Source organism: Micromonospora sp. AMSO12t, from assembly GCF_008806585.1.
Classification (GTDB): Bacteria; Actinomycetota; Actinomycetes; order Mycobacteriales; family Micromonosporaceae; genus Micromonospora; species Micromonospora reichwaldensis.
Genome location: NZ_WAAS01000424.1, coordinates 1 through 3376, shown reverse-complemented (window position 1 = coordinate 3376; position 3376 = coordinate 1). Strand labels below are relative to the sequence as shown.

3 protein-coding genes and 2 pseudogenes are annotated in these 3376 nt (G+C 73.8%); 3 read left to right on the top strand and 2 right to left on the bottom strand.

Annotated features, from left to right (window positions below; translation table 11 throughout):
- Together F6X68_RS34945 and F6X68_RS34940 are read right to left on the bottom strand one after the other, a co-directional pair.
- Positions 1-185 (bottom strand): annotated as a pseudogene (locus F6X68_RS34945) (haloacid dehalogenase); the annotation flags it as partial.
- A gap of 171 nt (positions 186-356) precedes the next feature.
- Positions 357-722 (bottom strand): annotated as a pseudogene (locus F6X68_RS34940) (D-glycero-alpha-D-manno-heptose-1,7-bisphosphate 7-phosphatase); the annotation flags it as partial.
- A gap of 312 nt (positions 723-1034) precedes the next feature.
- On the opposite strand from F6X68_RS34940, the gene F6X68_RS31650 reads away from it, so the two are divergent.
- The 3 genes from F6X68_RS31650 (at position 1035) to F6X68_RS31640 (ending at position 3358) form a co-directional block, all read left to right on the top strand.
- On the top strand, positions 1035-1472 hold the full coding sequence (locus F6X68_RS31650) for an SRPBCC family protein (protein WP_358122282.1): 438 nt from the start codon (positions 1035-1037) through the stop codon (positions 1470-1472).
- On the top strand, positions 1469-2470 hold the full coding sequence (locus F6X68_RS31645; protein WP_151457680.1) for an SDR family oxidoreductase: 1002 nt from the start codon (positions 1469-1471) through the stop codon (positions 2468-2470). The genes F6X68_RS31650 and F6X68_RS31645 overlap by 4 nt, the downstream gene beginning before the upstream one ends.
- A 120-nt stretch (positions 2471-2590) precedes the next feature.
- Positions 2591-3358, top strand: coding sequence for a polyprenol monophosphomannose synthase (locus F6X68_RS31640; protein ID WP_151457679.1), 768 nt, complete (start codon positions 2591-2593; stop codon positions 3356-3358).
- Positions 3359-3376 lie beyond the last annotated feature (18 nt).

Here is a 3376-nt window from a genome sequence, read left to right as displayed (position 1 = left end):
ATCCAGGGCAGCCGGTGCTCGACGATCTCGTCGACGCCGGGCAGGAGTTCCGCCGCGGCGCGGCCCCGGGGCCCGCACAGCAACACCACCCGCTCGGCGTGGGCGGCGACGGCGCGGATGGCGGGCCCGGTCACCAGCACGTCCCCGGCCGAGTCGGCGCGTACCACCAGCACGGTCCCCGTCCGCCCCCTGCCGGCGCCCCGCGCGGTGTCGGTGTCGGTGTCGGCCTGCCGGTAGGTGGCCGGGTCGAGCGCCGCCTGGCGGCGCAGGATCTCCGCCACCGCCGCCGGGAGATCGGCGGCCACCTGCGGCGCGGCGGCCACCTCCTGCGGCCGGGTCACCGGCGTGGGCACCAGGATCCCCGACGCGCCCGCAGCCGACGCCGCGATCATGTCCCGGCCGATGTCCCCCACCAGCACGCACCGCGCCGGCACGGTGCCCAGCTCCCGCGCCGCGGCGTGCACCAGCCCCGGCGCCGGCTTGCGGCACCCGCATGCGTCGCCGTCGTCGTGCGGACACACCAGCCAGGCGTCGAACGGCCCCAGCAACCGCTCGACCCGGGCGTGCACCGCCTCCATCTGCGTCCCGGTGAACAAGCCACGGGCCAGGCCGGACTGGTTCGTCACCACCGCCAGCCGCAGGCCCGCCGCCCGCAACCGGTCCAGGGCGGCCCGCGCCCCCGGCACCGGCCGTACCTTCTCGGGGTCGCCGTTGTACGGCACGTCCTCGATCAGCGTTCCGTCGCGGTCCAGCAGCACCGCGTCGAACAGGACGGGCCCGGGCCCCGCCGCGCCAGCACCGGCAAAAACCCGGGCTGACCTGCGCTGATCCGGCTCCACCTGGTCCTGTCGCACAGCCGGCGGGTTCCCGGCGCCCCGGGGAGTAAACGTCGTCCCGGACGCGCCCCCCGCGTCGTACGCCGGCGGCGCCGACACGCCGGCTCGCAGGTGCCGTTACCCGTCGCCCGGGAGAAGCTAACCCATCGGCACCGTTAGCCCCGGCCAGACCGGGGGTATGGGAGCACAGTGGCGATTGTGGAGAAAGTGATCAAAGCTTCCCCGCAGCAGGTCTGGGCGGTGCTGGCGGACGGGTGGACGTACAGCGACTGGGTCGTGGGCACGGTGCACGTGCGCGACGTGGACGACGCCTGGCCCCGGGTGGGCAGCCAACTGCACCACAAGGCCGGGCCGTGGCCGTTCTCCCTGCACGACGTCTCCACGGTGCTGACCTGTGACCCGCCGCGCCGGTTGGTGATCCGCGCCGGCCTCTGGCCGGCCGGGGAGGCCATCGTGGTGTTCACCCTCGAAGCGGTCGGCGCGGACGCCACCCGGGTACGCATCGGCGAGGACTTCGCCGCCGGTCCGCTGCACTGGATACGCAACAAGATCAACGACCTGGTGTTGCACCAGCGCAACAAGGAGACCCTGACCCGGCTGGCCGACATCGCCATGCGGCAGAAGGCGGACGCATGACGCAGACCGTGGTGGTCACCGGGGCGAGCGCCGGCGTGGGACGGGCGGTCGCCCGCCGGTACGCCGAGCGCGGCGCCCGGCTCGCGCTGCTCGCCCGCGGCGAGGCCGGGCTGGCGGCCGCCGAGCGCGACTGCCGGGAGCTGGGCGCCTCGGAGGTGTGCACCTACCGGGTGGACGTGGCCGACGCCGGGGCGGTGCAGCAGGCCGCCGACGACGTGGTGCACCGGTTCGGCGGCATCGACGTGTGGGTGAACAACGCGATGGTCTCGGTCTTCGCCCCGGCGTGGGAGATCCCGGCCACCGAGTTCCGGCGGGTCACCGAGGTCAACTACCTCGGCACCGTGCACGGCACCCTCGCGGCGCTGCGGCACATGCGGGCACGCGGGCGGGGCGCGGTCGTGCAGGTCGGCTCCGCGCTGGCCTACCGCGGGATCCCGTTGCAGTCGGCGTACTGCGCAAGCAAGCACGCCGTCCAGGGCTTCAACGACTCGCTGCGGGCGGAACTGCTGCACGACTGCCCGGGCGTGAAGCTGTCGATGGTGCAACTGCCGGCGATCAACACCCCGCAGTTCTCCTGGGTACGCACCCGACTGCCCCGGCACCCCCAGCCCGTACCGCCGATCTTCGCACCCGAGGTGGCCGCGAAGGCGATCGTCTGGGCGGCCGACCACGGGCCGCGCGAGCTGAACGTGGGCGGACCGACCTGGCGCGCCCGGCTCGGCGACGTCCTCGCCCCCGGCCTGCTCGACCGGAAGCTGGCACGCGACGGCTACGACAGCCAGCAGACCGACACCCCGATCGACCCGGTCGCCTGGCGGGACAACCTGGACCGTCCCGGGGACGACGAACGGGACCGGGGCGCGGAGGGCGTGTTCACCGACCGGGCCCGGGGCCGCTCGGCCGCCCTGTGGATCGGTACGCACAAGCCGGCCGTCTCCGGCGCCGCCCTGGCGGGCCTGGCGGTGGCCCTCACCGCGCTGGCCCGCCGCCTCCGCTGACACCCGGAACGGGCCCTCGTCGGGGCGGAAGACGGGGCGGTAGGGGTGGCCTTTTCGACCCGGATGTGGCAACTGGCTACGCTCTCAGGGAGCCCTGTCCGCCGACCGAGGATGTCCGACATGATCGAACCCGTGCAGTTGCCCGTGCCGTGGCGGGACGCACGCCTGACCGTCGTGGTTCCCACCTACAACGAGGCGGGCAACCTCCCGGTGCTGGTCGAGCGGCTGATGGCCCTGCCGCTGCCGGGCCTGAAGATCCTGGTCGCCGACGACAACTCGCCGGACGGCACGGGTGAGGTGGCGGACAAGCTGGCCATCGAGCACCCCGACCGGGTCGAGGTCGTGCACCGGGCCGGCAAGGAGGGCCTCGGCCGGGCCTACGTGGACGGCATCGGGCGCGCCCTCGACGGCGGCGCGGAGTACGTGGCGCAGATGGACGCCGACCTGTCGCACCCGCCGGAGGCGCTGCCGGGCATGCTCGGCGCGCTGCTCTCCACCCAGGCCGGCGTGGTGATCGGCTCCCGGTACGTGCCGGGCGGCGAGCTGGACGAGAACTGGCCGTTCTACCGGCGGGCGCTCAGCGGCTGGGCCAACCTCTACGTGCACACGCTGCTGCGGGTCCGGATCCGCGACCTCACCGCCGGCTTCAAGATCTGGCGGGCGGACGCGCTGCGCGACATCGGCCTGGAGCGGGTGCAGTCCAACGGCTACAGCTTCCAGGTGGAGATGCACTACCTGGCCACGAAGCTGGGGCACACCATCCTGGAGGTCCCGATCCGCTTCGAGGAGCGGCGCGACGGCGCGTCCAAGATGACCACCGCGACCAAGGTCGAGAGCGCGCTGATGCCGTTCAAGCTGCGCAGCAAGCACCGCAACATCGAACGCTGACCCGACCCGACCCCCGCC

Bases quoted from the DNA above. Each gene is read 5' to 3' on its own strand.
- F6X68_RS31645 (WP_151457680.1), top strand. From the start codon at position 1,469: ATGACGCAGACCGTGGTGGTCACCGGGGCGAGCGCCGGCGTGGGACGG.
- F6X68_RS31640 (WP_151457679.1), top strand. From the start codon at position 2,591: ATGATCGAACCCGTGCAGTTGCCCGTGCCGTGGCGGGACGCACGCCTG.